We start from the raw sequence: 14,164 nt of genomic DNA, 5'->3' as shown, positions 1-14,164 counted from the left end.
TCTCATAAATTTTCCGTCCATATATTTCAAAAACACCTGTTCTGTTGAGGATTTTAATTTTAATGACATTACTTTTAATAACATTATTTTCAAAAAAATTATTTTCAAAAACATTCATGGTCTGAAAATTTAAAATGCTCAGAGACTAAAGGCCAAGGCGTTTGATAATAATTTGTTAAAGCGATAATAAATCTTGCTGCATCGTTAGGAAAACCGTATTCAAGATAGGCAAGCACTTGTTGGTACACCTTAGCTTTAAACGCCACTCGGTCAGTTTCGCCGTTACCCAGCAGATTATCACTAGAAACATCAAAGGCTTTTCCTGTAGCGACACATAACGCCCATTCAATCGCCTGCGGTTTAATCTCTACTTGCTCAAATGCTTGTTGTTGGCTTTGATCACGACCATCAGGAATATACCAATAGCCAAAGTCTTCTAATAATCGCCGCGAAGTCCCTGCCAAGCACCAATGAGAAACCTCATGTAACGCACTAGCAAAATAGCCATGAGCAAAAATAATCTGATTAAAATCACATTGCTCGTTATTCGGCATATAAATAGGCTCATCGCCACCTTTAACTAATCGCGTATTATACAAATTATAGAAACTGGTATCGAATAACTGGATCAAATCTTGATAGTGATGTGAAATTTTTTTGATAGCGACTTCATCAGCGGACAGTATTGACATAGGCTTGGACATAGGCTCTGACATTAAAGAACTTGTTTAGGTAAATATACTGAAATACCTAGCGAGTGCTAACCGCTATGGCATTTTAAAGTTAAGCTTATTCTAACTAAAAACGACGATTATTACATCGCCGTTTTAAAAAAAATCACTCAAGCCGTTAAGTACCTAATCGGGCTTAAGCTAAAGTCTACACTGACTTAGCCTAATCTTTAGTGCTTCTCATATCTAAAATCGGCATATTACTGCTACCTAAAATAGTTGCAGGTAATTTACCATCCCAATTTTGCGCTTCAGTCAGTTTCACAATTAACGGATTATTACCCAGTGCTTTCGCCTTAGCCGTGATAGCCTCGGCTTCTGCCAAACCTTTAATTCGAATAGACTCAGCTTCGGCAATCGCGACTAATTTAATACCATCCGCTTTGGCTTTCGCCGTATTTACATCACGCTGTGCTTCAAGGTTCTGTCTGGCTAACTTGTGCTTTTCTGCGTCTGCTAAATTTTTCTCGGTTTGTTTAGTTTCAATTGAGGTTAAATACTTCGCGGGAAGTTGAATATTTTCAATTTGAATATTGTCGACAGTAACCGGAAATTCTTTCATTTCTTCAATGAAGTTAGCTTCAATCGCTTGAATCGCACCCGCTCTGTCTTGAATAAGCTTTTCTGCGTCATATTGTGGAATAACATCTTTTGTCGCTGATCTAAAACGGGGATCTAAAATTCGGTTTTCAAATTGTGACAAGCCGCCATATTGTCTAAATAACTCCAATGCCGCGGCTTTATCAACGGTCCAGTTCACTGATACACTAATAGTTACCGGCATTTGCTCTTTGGTACTTGATGCCATTTTCTCTTCATTTTTACGGGTGCGCACTTCTATTTCTTCAACGCTATCAATAAAAGGTACTTTAAAATGTAGACCCGGATTTACCTGCTCTTTGGCTTCACTAAAGCGCTTTACAATGCCGATATGACCTTCGTTAACCGTATACACAGAGCCAATGCCAGCAACAACAACTGCGGCAACAACGACAAGCGATTTTACTGGGATATTAAATTGTTCTATTTTCATGAGTAAACCTTTTTTATTTTGTATAGAATTTATTATCTGCATTTATTCTTTTATATCGTCACTTTCTTCACTTTCTGCAAGACGGTCAACACCACCTTTAATAATGATGTAACCAAAAATACCTGATATCAATGAACCAATCACAATGCCTAACCTATCTTGAAACATAAGGTTAACGCCATTGCCTTGCTCGAAAGCTAAAGAGCCAATAAATAAGCTCATGGTAAAGCCCACACCACATAATATTGCCGCGCCATAAAGCAAACGCCAATTAACCTTAGCGGGCATTTTTGCCCAACCCAACTTTATAGCAATAAAACAAAAACCAAATACCCCAAGTTGCTTGCCAACAACCAAGCCGACAATAATGCCTAAGGGTACAGGTGCCATCACTTGCTCAATACCAACACCCGCAAAGCTTATTCCTGCATTGGCAAAAGCAAATACCGGTAAGATAATAAAGGCAACTAACGAATGCAAATTATACTCTAAAGACTTAAGCGGCGATGGCTCATTTTCTTTACCTTTAATAGGAATAAAGAAAGCTAACACAACACCGGCTAATGTCGCATGTACACCTGACTTTAATACCGCTATCCAAAGTACAACACCTAAGAAAATATAAGGTGCGGTATTGGTGACGCCACGTTTATTCATCGTAAATAAAATAGCAATAATACTGGCGGCAACAACTAAGGATAATAATGAAAGTTGATCAGTATAGAATAAAGCAATAACGATAATCGCGCCTAAATCGTCAAATATGGCTAACGAGGTTAAAAACACTTTGAGTTGTAACGGTACCTTACTACCGATAATTGACAAAATGCCTAAGGCAAAAGCAATATCAGTAGCGGTTGGAATTGCCCAACCATTAATCGCATCTGGATCATTATAATTAAAGGCGACATAGCATAAAGCGGGTATCAACATTCCGCCTAAAGCACCTATGGCCGGCAATGTCACTTGTCCTGGTTGTGATAAATCTCCTTCTATAAATTCTCGTTTAAGCTCTAAACCCACAAGAAAGAAGAACAACGCCATTAGGCCGTCATTTATCCACAATAATAGTGGCTTAGCTATTTCAAAACTGCCAACGGCCACTTGAACTGGAATGCTCAACAGCATGTCGTAGTAGACCATAAACGGCGAATTGGCGATAATCATCGCCGCAACTGCAGCTAACATTAATATAATGCCACTGGCAGCTTCAAGCTTTAAGAAATCATTAACACTTTTAATAATCATTTGTTCTCATCAATTAATTGTCGACATGACATAATATGTCACATGGCGGATTTTTACAAATTTGTTAAGCTGTTAATTTGTAATAGTTTTAATTTACATTGGTAGCAATTAATGACAATAATTCGGAAAGATGCAAAAATATCGAAAATAATTCATCTTTATAGTCAGTTCGCTGGTAATATTGGATTTAATAAGTGTAATATGTAAATTGGTAAAAATAAAATCCAGTAAATGTTCTCCCAAAGGCTAATTGTATAAATGAAAAAACTTGATGATATAGATTTACGTATTCTCACCTTACTTTATAAAGACGCTGATATTACCAACAAAGAATTAGCATCACAGATAGGTATAGCGCCCTCAACTTGTTTAGAGCGTGTTAAACGCATGAAAAATAATGGCGTAATCAATAACGCTTTTATTGATATCAACTTCAAGAGTATTGGCGGCAACATTGAAGCAATAGCGGCAATAAAGTTACAACCGTATTCAGAGTTAATTGTGAATAAACTGAGAGATGATCTACTTAAGCTGCCTGAAATTGTCAGCTTATATCACATGGGTGGAAGCTATGATTACTTTATTCACATGTCTGTAAAAGATAGTGAACACTTACGTCAATTTGTCTTCAATGCCATTACTTCTCGCGAAGAAGTCACCACAGTAGAAACTTCACTTATTTTTGAGCATAGTCGCAGTGGCGTATTACCCATTTTTGATGATGAGTAATGCATCCTGTAAATATATCCTCACGTGCATCCATGCACTCGCGACATTGCCTAAATATAACCTACAAATATGTAGGTACTTAGTTTTTGTCAGGAACAAAAAAACTGCCCCTACTTCCTGTACATAAAAATCCCGCAACATAGTGCGGGATTTTAGTGTTGAATTATATTCGAGTTATCTTAGCTTTTAAGATCATCGAAGAAATTTTTCACACCGTCGAAAAAACCGGTTTCTTTTGGGCTATGCTTGCTGGTGCTTTTACCCATTTTTTCTTCTAACTGGCGAAGTAAGTCTGCTTGATCGCCCGATAAACTTACCGGCGTTTCAATGACAACCTTACACATTAAGTCGCCAATTGAGTGGCTGCGTACTGACTTGACACCTTTGCCACGCAAACGGAACATTTTACCTGTTTGAGTCTCTTTCGGTATTTTCAGCTTAACTTTACCTTCAAGCGTTGGTACTTCAATGTCGCCACCTAAAGCAGCCGTTGTGAAGCTGATCGGTACTTCACAAAATAAGTGATTTTCATCACGAACAAATATTTTGTGGTCTCGAACATTCGCTTGCACATATAAGTCACCTGCGGGTGCGCCATGTTCACCGGCTTCACCTTCACCTGACAAACGTATTCTATCGCCGGTATCAACACCCGGTGGAATTTTAACAGATAGAGTTTTTTCTTTTTCAACACGGCCTTGACCACGACATGAAGTACAAGGGTCGGTAATAACCTTACCTTTGCCAGAACAGGTTGGACAGGTTTGTTGCACTGCAAACAAGCCTTGACGCATTTGTACCTGACCATGGCCATGACAGGTTGAACACGTTTTCGCACTGGTGCCTTTTTTAGCGCCACTACCGTCACAAGGGTCACAACTCACAAAGGTAGGCACTTTAATTTCTAAAGTCTTACCTTTAACCGCTTCTTCGAGGCTAAGGTCAAGGTTGTAGCGTAAATCTGAGCCACGACGCTGGCGAGATTGACCACCACGACCGCGACCACCGCCACCAAAAATGTCGCCAAAAATATCACCGAAGGCATCACCGAAATCTTGTTCGCCGCCAAAACCGCCGCCGCCGCCATGTCCGCCTTGTTCAAACGCCGCGTGGCCGTATTGATCATAGGCCGCACGCTTTTGATCATCGTTTAATATTTCATAAGCTTCTTTAACTTCTTTAAACTGTTCTTCTTTTGATTTATCACCTTGTGTTCTATCTGGGTGATATTTCATTGCTAAACGTTTGTAAGCTTTTTTGATATCGCGCTCAGCTGCATCTTTAGACACTTCAAGCACTTCATAATAATCGCGTTTTGACATAGGTTTGATTTCTTTACTTCTATTTATGGATACTAATTTGTTTAACTTCTTTCTTAGACGCTGTAGCGTTCACTTTAACACCTTAAAAATCTAAGCAAATTAACATCAGGTAATAATTAATTTTTCGTTGTTACTTTACATAATAAAGCGCCGATAACTATCAGCGCTTTAATTTATGTTAACTAAACCACAAAGTTTAATTGTTTTTGTTGTCATCGTATCCTGCTAGAACAGGGTGAACACGCCGAGCATACAATGTATGTGAGCATGTCCGCGCTGCTATTGACCGATACAAGGGCAACCTGACAATTGACTACTTGTCGTCTTTAACTTCTTCAAATTCAGCGTCAACTACATCGTCGCCGCCTGGTGCATCAGCTTCAGGAGCTTCACCTTCAGGTGCGCCACTTTGTGCTTGAGCTTTAGCTTGAGCAATTTCCATTAACTTAGCTGAAGCTTCGACAACCACTTGAGTTTTGGCATCAATTTCTTCTTTACTATCGCCTTTAATGGCAACGTTAAGTTCATCTAATGCTGTTTCAAGTTTCTCTTTGTCTTCGCTTGGTAAATCGTCGCCTGCTTCTTCAATTTGCTTACGCGTTGCGTGAACCATGCCATCAGCTTGGTTACGAGCTTGTACAAGCTCTTCAAATTTCGCATCTTCGTCAGCATTTGCTTCCGCGTCACGTACCATTTGCTCTACTTCTTCATCTGATAAACCAGAAGAAGCTTTAATGGTGATTTTTTGCTCTTTACCGGTATTCTTATCTTTCGCCGTTACGTGCAAAATACCATCAGCATCTAAATCGAAAGTTACTTCAATTTGTGGTGTGCCACGTGGTGCAGCGTCAATACCTTCAAGGTTAAATTGACCAAGAGATTTGTTTGCTGAAGCTTGCTTACGCTCGCCTTGCACAACATGTACGGTTACTGCCGCTTGGTTGTCGTCTGCGGTAGAGAATGTTTGAGATTGCTTAGTTGGGATAGTGGTGTTTTTCTCGATAACTTTCGTCATCACGCCGCCCATAGTCTCAATACCTAATGATAATGGTGTAACGTCTAATAATAGTACGTCAGTTACATCACCAGAAAGTACACCCGCTTGAATCGCAGCGCCTGCAGCTACAGCTTCATCAGGGTTAACATCTTTACGAGGTTCTTTACCAAAAAATTCAGTAACAACTTTTTGTACCATAGGCATACGTGTTTGACCACCTACCATGATAACGTCGTTAATGTCACTAATTGAAAGGTCAGCATCTTTAAGTGCTTGTTTAAGCGGACCTAAAGTGGCTTTAACCATGTCTTCAACTAAAGACTCTAATTTAGCACGCGTTACTTTGATGTTCATATGCTTAGGGCCTGAACCGTCAGCAGTGATGTACGGTAAGTTAACATCAGTTTGTTGTGCTGAAGAAAGCTCACATTTTGCTTTTTCTGCCGCTTCTTTCAAACGCTGCATAGCAAGAGGATCAGTAGTTAAATCCATGCCTTGATCTTTCTTGAATTCAGCTACTAGATAGTTGATTAAACGGTTATCAAAATCTTCACCACCTAAGTGAGTGTCGCCGTTAGTCGCTAGTACTTCAAACGTGTGCTCGCCTTCAACTTCATCAATTTCGATGATAGAGATATCAAATGTACCACCACCTAAATCGTATACCGCAACAACTTTGTCGCCTTCTTGCTTGTCCATGCCGTAAGCAAGGGCAGCAGCAGTTGGCTCGTTGATGATACGTTTAACTTCAAGACCCGCAATACGACCCGCATCTTTAGTTGCTTGACGTTGTGCATCGTTAAAGTAAGCAGGAACCGTAATAACGGCTTCAGTTACTTTTTCGCCTAAATAGTCTTCTGCTGTTTTTTTCATTTTTGCTAAAACTTCAGCAGAAACTTGTGGTGGAGCGATGTTTTTATCACGCGCCGTTACCCAAGCATCACCGTTGTCGGCTTTAACAATACCAAATGGCATAATTTTTATATCGCGTTGAACTTCTTCATCTTCAAAACGACGACCAATTAAACGCTTAATGGCGAACAATGTGTTTTTAGGGTTTGTTACTGACTGACGTTTAGCAGGTTGACCCACTAACGTTTCGCCTTCTTCTGTGTAAGCTATGATTGAAGGAGTTGTACGATCGCCTTCTGCATTTTCAATTACACGTGCTTTACCGCCATCTAGAACAGCAACACAAGAGTTTGTTGTCCCTAGGTCAATACCAATTATTTTGCCCATCTTGAGGATCTCCGAATACTTATTACGTTAAAAATAAAGATTAAATCTTTCGATGAACAGTAAGTGGGGACAGGAAAAAGTTTTTTCAACTATTTTTGTTGAAATAAGTAAAAAATATCCGTTTTTATTTGCTCTGTTTTTTATTAATAACAATAAGCATTTGTGGTCTATACCATTACTAGTAAAGAGCTACACAATGATTATGCAATAATATAGTTTAAAAAGCCTATAGTTTGTAAAACATAGCAAGCACATGACAAAAAAATAGAAATTAATTAAATACTCGTCAGTTAATGGTATTAACCATAATTTTGCTTTGTTGATTGGCATTTATTTGAAGACGGTTAAATTTCATTTAACTTGATGGACTGAAGTCCACCCTACAAGTAATAACTTGGCCTTGGGCAATTGTGATTTTTGTAGGTTTTGTAGGTTTTGTAGGTTTTGTAGGTTTTGTAGGTCGGACTTTAGTCTGACAACCGTTAAGCGGGCAATTAATCTGATGGGTTAACAAACATCTATTGCGGGTATTTTTTTTTGGTGTTTATCTAAAGACGGTTAAATTTCATTTAACTTGACGGACTGAAGTCCATCCTACAAGTGTCTACGGGTGTCATGTGGCGTTGAGCTTTTTGTGGACACCATCTCTCTGTATACCGTCTTCAAACACTAATTTATTTTGTTTGTGATTTTTGTAGGTCGGACCTTAGTCTGACAATCGTTAAGCTGGCAATTAATTTGACGGGTTAACAAACAGCTATTGCGAGTATTATTCAGCTATTGCGAGTATTATTTTTTTTGGCATTTATCTAAAGACGGTTAAATTTCATTTAACTTGACGGACTGAAGTCCATCCTACAAGTGCCTACAGGTGATAATATGAATTTGGCTAGCTGTTAGTATGACTTTGCGCGGGTGATAATGTGACTTTGGCCATTTTTTTGTACCTAAAAATGATCAAATCTTGCACATAAAAAAGCCAAACATTTGTTTGGCTTTTCTTGTCGTGCAAAATTACCGAATAATAAAAATTATGCGGTGGTATCAACACTGGGTTTAGCTTTTGACACCATCACCATAGCAGGGCGAATTAAACGACCGTTTAACTCATAACCTTTTTGCATAACCGCGATAACGGTATTAGGTGCAACACCTTCAACTTCTTGCATTGACATCGCTTGATGCAATTCAGGATTAAACGGTTGATCTTGTGGATCAATCGCTTGAATCGCAAATTTCTCTAACGAAGCTAATAAACCTTGATAAGTTAACTCAATACCTTCGATGATAGCCGTATTACTTTCGTCGTCTTTATCGATATTTTGTAATGCTCGCTCTAGGTTGTCTACCGTTGTTAACATTTCTGCGGCAAACTTTTCTAAAGCAAACTTACGTGCTTTTTCAACGTCTTGTGACGCACGGCGACGAACATTGTCAACTTCTGCTTTCGCACGAATGACTGAATCTTTTTGATCGGCAACCGTCGATTTAGCTGTAGCTAATGCTAATTCAAGTTCGTTTATTTTTTCTTGCTCAGCACTGATATTTTCGACTGCAGCGTCAAGTTGAACTTCAACTTGCTCTTCTGCATCCTCAACAATTTCAGCGGCTAATGCGTCTGCTGAAATTTCTTCAGCACTTTTATTCTCTGTTGACTCGTTGGCCATGAAAAACTCCAAAGTAGATCTTAAATTTCAAAATAGATAAAACATAATAACGCTAATTATGGGGGTTTGTTTTTATGATTCAAGCACAAAAGTAAATCATTTAAAAAAAAGTCAACTTTACAAGCGAGTGAAATAGCGCGAAACTGCTGATAGTCCTTAATTATATTACATATTTATAAGCACCGTATGAGTAATTTATACCGCACTATTGGCTTAATTGGTAAACCTAACCATGAAGGTGCCAGTTCAACCATAGCAGCTTTACATCAATATTTGTCACAGCAAGGCTATCAAGTGCTGATAGAAAACTCCGTGGCCCAAACCGTTAATATTGAAAATGTTGTCATGGCGTCACTTACCCGTATTGGCGAGCAGGCTGATCTGGCTATTGTTATTGGTGGTGACGGCTATATGTTAGGGGCGGCTAGAGTTTTAGCTTGTTACAATGTGGGCGTTATTGGGGTTAACCGTGGCAATTTAGGTTTTCTGACCGATTTATCTCCTGATGATTTAATCACCCCGCTTGAAGCCATTTTAAAAGGTGAATCTCGCGCTGAACAACGCTTTATTATCGAAGCTGAAGTTTATCGCCACGGCAAACTTAAAAGCTCAAACAGTGCGGTGAACGAAGCTGTGTTGCATGCCGGTAAAGTCGCCAGCATGATCGAATTTGAAGTTTATATCGATGGCAGCTTTATGTTTAGCCAACGCTCTGATGGTTTAATTGTTTCAACGCCTACCGGCTCAACCGCGTATTCTATGTCAGCGGGTGGCCCGATATTAACCCCCAATTTAAATGCCCTTTCCTTGGTGCCTATGTTTCCTCATACGTTAACCAGTCGACCTATTGTGGTTGACGGCAACAGCGAAATCAAACTAAAACTGGCCAATGAAAACTATGAAAACTTGCAAGTTAGCTGCGATGGCCATGTAATTTTAGCGGTTATGCCCGGTGATGAAGTTATCATCAAAAAAAGTGAATTTACCCTGCGCCTAATACACCCACTTGATCATAACTACTTTAATGTACTAAGAAATAAATTAGGTTGGGGTCATAAACTCTACTAATATTTCTTAAACCTGCGATGAGTAGAATGTCGAAATATAAATAAAATTGCGAACATAGCTTGAATAAAAACCAGATACTGTATAAATTAACAGTATCTGGTTTTTTATTTACCATTTCAATTGGTATTAACACTTTATCCAATATAACGTTGCGATAAAGACAGTGAGGCGACTATGTTATTGCAGCTCAACATTCAAAATTTTGCCATTGTGCGTTCACTCGACATTGATTGGCAGCAAGGCATGACTACCATTACCGGCGAAACCGGTGCAGGTAAGTCTATTGCTATTGACGCCTTAGGGCTTTGCTTAGGTGATAGGGCGGTAACAAACGTCGTTAGACCTAATTGCGCGAAAGCCGAGTTAGCCGCCACTTTTGATACTAGTAATAACAAACGAGCAAAAAAATGGCTAAAAAACAATGATATGTTGCTCGAAAATGAATGTATTCTGCGTCGGATTATTTCTGCTGAAGGCCGCTCTAAAGCCTATATTAATGGTAGCCAAGTGCCTTTAACGCAACTAAAAGAAATTGGACAACTACTGATTAATATCCACAGTCAGCATAACCATCAACTACTCGTTAAACCCGCTGAACAACGCAATATTCTTGACGCTTATGCCAGCCACCAGCACTTGTTAGATGAAGTTAAATATTATTACCATCAATGGCGTGAACTTAGCCAAGAAGCCAAACTGTTGCAAGAAAGCAAACTACAACGTGAAGCCAAACAGCAGTTATTACAGTACCAAGTAAACGAATTAGATGAATTTTCATTACAACTTGATGAATTTGAAAGCTTAGAGATTGACTATAACCGCCAAAGTAATGGTCAGCACATCCTCAATGAAACCTTAATTGCTGTACAACAATTATCTGAAGATGAACAATTTAACGTCGTTGATGGCCTACGGCACAGTACCGAGCAAATTACCGCTTTGGGTAACTATGACCCGACATTAAAAACCATTGCAGAACAGCTTAACGAAGCCTTAATTCAAGTTGAAGACGCTAGCCAAGAAATTAAGCATTATTACGAAAGTTTAGAGCTTGACCCACAAGCTTATACTTTAATAGAAGAGCGTTATTCAACCGCTGTGCTGCTAGCGAAAAAACATCAAGTATCAGCAAGCTCATTAGCAAACTTTCATCAACAGCTGTTACAAGAGCTACAATTATTTAGCTCTGATGAAACACGTTTAAACCAAATTAACGATGATATAGAGGCCGCAAAACAAAAATATCAACACGCTGCACTGATTTTGTCTGACTCAAGAAAAAAAGCAGCCACTAAGTTAAGTAAAATGATCACCAAAAGCATGGCTGAACTTAACATGCCGTATGGCAAATTTTTCATCGATATTTGCCAAGATAAAAGCGAAAACTTATCGGTTAACGGTAATGACAGCGTGAGTTATCTAGCGAGTTTAAACCCAGGGCAAGCGTTAGAAGCCATGAATAAAGTTGCCTCAGGCGGCGAACTTTCTCGTATCAGCTTAGCGATGCAAGTTATTCTAGCGGATAAAATTATCACCCCTACCTTAATATTTGATGAAGTGGATGTCGGTATCAGTGGTCCAACCGCCGCTATGGTAGGTAGCAAATTGAAACAACTAGCAAAAAATACCCAAGTTATTTGTGTAACTCACTTACCGCAAGTGGCCAGTAAAGGTCATCAACAACTATTTGTCGCTAAATTAACCGATGGTGAACATACAGAAACCACAGTAACTGAACTTTCTAGCAATGGCCGCGTCCAAGAAATTGCTCGCTTACTGGCTGGTGATAAAATTACCGAAAATAGCCTAGCTAACGCGCAAGAATTACTGGCCGGATAAAGCAAAGATCAGCAAGCGGGTAAAATAAACTAAAAATTATTTTGTATCTGTTAGCCCGCTTCGCTATTATCCCCATTCAAACTATAAAGGATAATTATAATTAACATGTTTTTTCGAGTATTAGCTATTGTAATCGCCTTGTCTGTTTCTGCCTGTTCTAGCTGGGTTTATCGTATAGATATTCCACAAGGAAACTATCTAGAGCAAAAAGATATCGACAAACTTCAAATTGGTATGACAAAAGAACAAGTTAAGTTTGTATTAGGTAGCCCTGTTGTTGAAGGCGCGTTTAATAAAGATATTTGGCATTATGTTTATAGTTTCAAATCAGGTCGAAGCGACGAATTTAACGCAAAAAAACAATTTACCATTACCTTTGATAACAACAAGGTTGTTAATGCTGAAGGTGATTTTGAATTACCGGAAAGCTATAACGTGCCTATGGTTAACTAGGGTTTAGTTAACTAGCGACTAGTTGTTTTTTGAACATCATCACTCTTTCACATTGGCGTCCAAGAATGTACTGATGCAGTGCAGCCATTAATGACTTTAATGGCTAGGAACTGCCATGTGAGCTTGATATAAGGTTCATCCTGAAGATAAAGCATGTCTATTTAGGACATGCTTTTTTATGGCTAAATTTTTAATAAATCACCTAGTTAAGTCAGGCTAAGTCACACTAAATCATATATCAAAATAGTAAATTAACTCTCGCCAGTATTACCTCGGCGTGGCTAAACCCGACCGCCAGTAATTTTATTAGCCCGGCCTTCTTCTTTGGCTTTTTCTGCTCTGCGTTTACGTACTTCTTTCGGGTCAGCAAGCAGTGGACGGTAAATTTCAATACGATCTAAGTCTTTCACCTTATCGGTTAATTTAGCTAAGCGATTCCAAATACCAACATTATTAACGGCTAAATCTATTTCAGGAAATTCTTCAACTATGCCAGAAGCTAAAATGGCTTGCTCTAATGTAGTGTTAGGCTCAACAGTACAGCTAATAATCTCTTGTCGTGTTGGTGTGCCGTAAACCACCTCAATCTCGAGTGGGGCTTGCACATTAATTTCTTCACTCATAACCTATTCGCTCATTTAATGTAAACTCTATTAATACACAGCTGATACCACTAACCGTATACTTCTTTTGCTCGCTGAGTAAACGCTTGCACCATATTATTGGCTAAATTATTAAATACTCGACCAAAAGCCAAATCAAACATTTTATTAGAAAATTCATAATCCAAGGTCAATTCAATTTTACAGGCATCGTCAGATAAGGCTTTTAATTGCCAACCACCCACAAGGGACTTAAAAGGCCCATCAACTAAACTCATTTTAACTTCTTGGTTACTAATGAGAATATTCTGCGTGGTGAACCATTTTTTCAGACCACCTTTAGACACTAATATCGCGGCGGTCATACTATGTTCGTCTTGGGCAACTATTTTACTATCACTACAATTAGGTAAAAACTTTGGGTAGGCAAGCACATCATTAATTAAAAAATACATGTCTTCTACACTGTGCATCACTAATGCACTACGGCTTATGTTTGGCATTCACCCTCCAATTCTCAAGGGCGCTATCATAGCAAATGTCTTTTAAAAACGCATTAAAGTGAAAAATGATAAATAAGCCATTTAAATAACAGCAATACTCCGTATAATGTTGATGATTGCTATTTTTGGTAGCAAACAAAATGGAAATATAATGGCAAAGAAAAAGAAATCAAGCAGCAATACTATTGCTCTAAATAAAAAAGCACGTCATAACTATACCCTCACTGATAAGTTTGAAGGCGGAATGAGCCTACAGGGCTGGGAAATTAAAAGTATACGCAGCGGAAAGGTAAATATATCTGACTGTTACGTACACATAAAAAATGGTGAGGCCTATTTACTTGGCGCTGAAATAATGCCGCTTAACGCCGCTTCTAGTCACGTGGTTTGTGATCCTAATCGTGACCGAAAATTACTCTTAAACCGTCGAGAGCTAGAGAAAATTATTGCCGCTGTAGAGCGCGATGGTTATTCCTTAATCGCCACTGCAATGTATTGGAAAGCTTGTTGGGTTAAATTAGAGTTTTATTTGGGCAAAGGTAAAAAAGACCACGATAAACGTGCTGACATTAAAGACCGAGAATGGGCAGTAGATAAAGGCCGTTTAATGAAAAATAGAAACTTAGACAGATAATTGATTAAAAAATATCACGTTGTCTATTTAAGCCAAGCGTTGTATAATGCGTTGCATAGACTTATATAGTTTATGGCAGCAAAGAGTAGAAAAGAAGTA

The 14,164-nt window shown here is 38.7% G+C and carries 13 protein-coding genes; 5 read left to right on the top strand and 8 right to left on the bottom strand.

Annotated elements, in window-relative coordinates; all coding sequences use genetic code 11:
• Positions 1-104: 104 nt before the first annotated feature.
• The 3 genes from H4J61_RS10295 to nhaA form a co-directional block, all read right to left on the bottom strand.
• Complete coding sequence (locus H4J61_RS10295) at positions 105-692, bottom strand: elongation factor P hydroxylase (RefSeq protein WP_182185211.1); 588 nt, start codon at positions 690-692, stop codon at positions 105-107.
• 202 nt (positions 693-894) lie between these two features.
• The gene (locus tag H4J61_RS10290; protein WP_182136575.1) at positions 895-1,764 is read right to left on the bottom strand and encodes a prohibitin family protein; all 870 of its coding nucleotides are present in this window, start codon (positions 1,762-1,764) and stop codon (positions 895-897) included.
• A 42-nt stretch (positions 1,765-1,806) separates the two neighbouring features.
• On the bottom strand, positions 1,807-3,012 hold the full coding sequence (gene nhaA, locus H4J61_RS10285; RefSeq protein ID WP_182184986.1) for a Na+/H+ antiporter NhaA: 1,206 nt from the start codon (positions 3,010-3,012) through the stop codon (positions 1,807-1,809).
• Between the two features lie 258 nt (positions 3,013-3,270).
• Between nhaA and H4J61_RS10280 the strand changes: the two genes are divergently transcribed.
• Complete coding sequence (locus tag H4J61_RS10280; RefSeq protein WP_182136577.1) at positions 3,271-3,741, top strand: Lrp/AsnC family transcriptional regulator; 471 nt, start codon at positions 3,271-3,273, stop codon at positions 3,739-3,741.
• A gap of 179 nt (positions 3,742-3,920) precedes the next feature.
• Here the strand turns inward: H4J61_RS10280 and dnaJ are convergent, their stop codons facing one another.
• From dnaJ to grpE, 3 genes are all read right to left on the bottom strand, one after another.
• A complete protein-coding gene (gene dnaJ / locus H4J61_RS10275; protein ID WP_182136483.1) occupies positions 3,921-5,063 on the bottom strand; it encodes a molecular chaperone DnaJ in 1,143 nt (380 codons plus the stop codon).
• 313 nt (positions 5,064-5,376) lie between these two features.
• On the bottom strand, positions 5,377-7,299 hold the full coding sequence (gene dnaK / locus H4J61_RS10270) for a molecular chaperone DnaK (protein ID WP_182184985.1): 1,923 nt from the start codon (positions 7,297-7,299) through the stop codon (positions 5,377-5,379).
• A gap of 1,031 nt (positions 7,300-8,330) precedes the next feature.
• The gene (gene grpE / locus H4J61_RS10265; RefSeq protein ID WP_182184984.1) at positions 8,331-8,966 is read right to left on the bottom strand and encodes a nucleotide exchange factor GrpE; all 636 of its coding nucleotides are present in this window, start codon (positions 8,964-8,966) and stop codon (positions 8,331-8,333) included.
• 186 nt (positions 8,967-9,152) lie between these two features.
• Between grpE and nadK the strand changes: the two genes are divergently transcribed.
• The 3 genes from nadK to H4J61_RS10250 all read left to right on the top strand — a co-directional run bounded on the left by nadK (position 9,153) and on the right by H4J61_RS10250 (position 12,326).
• Positions 9,153-10,034 (top strand): NAD(+) kinase, encoded by an 882-nt coding sequence (nadK, locus tag H4J61_RS10260; protein ID WP_182184983.1) that lies wholly within the window; start codon positions 9,153-9,155, stop codon positions 10,032-10,034.
• Between the two features lie 174 nt (positions 10,035-10,208).
• A complete protein-coding gene (gene recN, locus H4J61_RS10255; RefSeq protein ID WP_182184982.1) occupies positions 10,209-11,873 on the top strand; it encodes a DNA repair protein RecN in 1,665 nt (554 codons plus the stop codon).
• Positions 11,874-11,978: 105 nt separating this feature from the next.
• On the top strand, positions 11,979-12,326 hold the full coding sequence (locus tag H4J61_RS10250) for an outer membrane protein assembly factor BamE (RefSeq protein ID WP_182136488.1): 348 nt from the start codon (positions 11,979-11,981) through the stop codon (positions 12,324-12,326).
• Between the two features lie 281 nt (positions 12,327-12,607).
• Here H4J61_RS10250 and H4J61_RS10245 read toward each other — a convergent pair whose 3' ends face one another.
• On the bottom strand, positions 12,608-12,949 hold the full coding sequence (locus H4J61_RS10245; RefSeq protein ID WP_182136489.1) for an RnfH family protein: 342 nt from the start codon (positions 12,947-12,949) through the stop codon (positions 12,608-12,610).
• Between the two features lie 50 nt (positions 12,950-12,999).
• The gene (locus H4J61_RS10240; RefSeq protein WP_182184981.1) at positions 13,000-13,431 is read right to left on the bottom strand and encodes an SRPBCC family protein; all 432 of its coding nucleotides are present in this window, start codon (positions 13,429-13,431) and stop codon (positions 13,000-13,002) included.
• A 151-nt stretch (positions 13,432-13,582) separates the two neighbouring features.
• Between H4J61_RS10240 and smpB the strand changes: the two genes are divergently transcribed.
• On the top strand, positions 13,583-14,065 hold the full coding sequence (gene smpB, locus H4J61_RS10235) for an SsrA-binding protein SmpB (protein WP_182136491.1): 483 nt from the start codon (positions 13,583-13,585) through the stop codon (positions 14,063-14,065).
• The last annotated feature ends 99 nt before the right edge of the window (positions 14,066-14,164 follow it).

It is taken from the genome of Colwellia sp. MB3u-4, from assembly GCF_014077065.1.
In the GTDB taxonomy this organism is placed as follows: domain Bacteria; phylum Pseudomonadota; class Gammaproteobacteria; order Enterobacterales; family Alteromonadaceae; genus Cognaticolwellia.
The sequence above is the reverse complement of the archived record's forward strand: the minus strand, read 5'-3'. Positions and strand labels throughout refer to the sequence as shown.